Source organism: Neisseria sp. HMSC065D04 (assembly GCF_001815675.1).
Taxonomy (GTDB): domain Bacteria; phylum Pseudomonadota; class Gammaproteobacteria; order Burkholderiales; family Neisseriaceae; genus Neisseria.
Map to the genome: position 1 here is coordinate 2,181 of NZ_KV821464.1, position 625 is coordinate 2,805.

General features: G+C 31.8%; 1 protein-coding gene. It reads left to right on the top strand.

Translation table 11 applies throughout. The features are described from left to right. Positions 1–243: 243 nt before the first annotated feature. Positions 244–625 (top strand): hypothetical protein (locus HMPREF3050_RS00825; RefSeq protein ID WP_246830195.1); only part of this gene is annotated, 382 nt, incomplete at its 3' end.

The following is a 625-nucleotide window of genomic DNA, read 5'->3' on the forward strand; positions in this document are numbered from 1 at the left end:
GTTTTATAGCCATCAGCTTTCAGATAAGAAAAATGAGATTATGGCAGCCTCAGCCTATATAGCAGCCCCCTTTCTCTTTTCGATTCTAAACCTGAAGACCTTTTCTACCCAGTTAGGAACAGCCATTTCAATAAATGGAGAAATTTAAACAGACTAGGCGGGGATCTGCTGATATTTTCATCTTTGAAAGAATATCGTTGTAACCCTCCAATTGAAGTGGTTTTGAAATAATAGGCAAAGTTTATGAAAAAGAAAAAAATAGTGAAATGGTTTGGTTTCTTTATATTGATATTTGGGTTAGTTGAGTATTGGCGAATCAAGGATATTGGAAAGGAAATTAATAACCTGGATATAAATAGCGAATGCTACCAGAATAATGACTTTATTGAATATAACAATTATTCTTGTGGATTTTATTTTATAAACAAAATCTCAAAAGGATTATCTGATGATAAGGAATATGAGTTTTGTGAAACCAGACATAGCAGAGAGAAAGAAAAAGTTGAAGAGATAATTAGATTTAAAAATAAATTATTACAAGATCAAAAGACATTACAAAATAGAAAAATCTTTGCCTGCACAGGATGGAACGGTTTTAGGACAGCAATCTTTATTGCCGATGAAA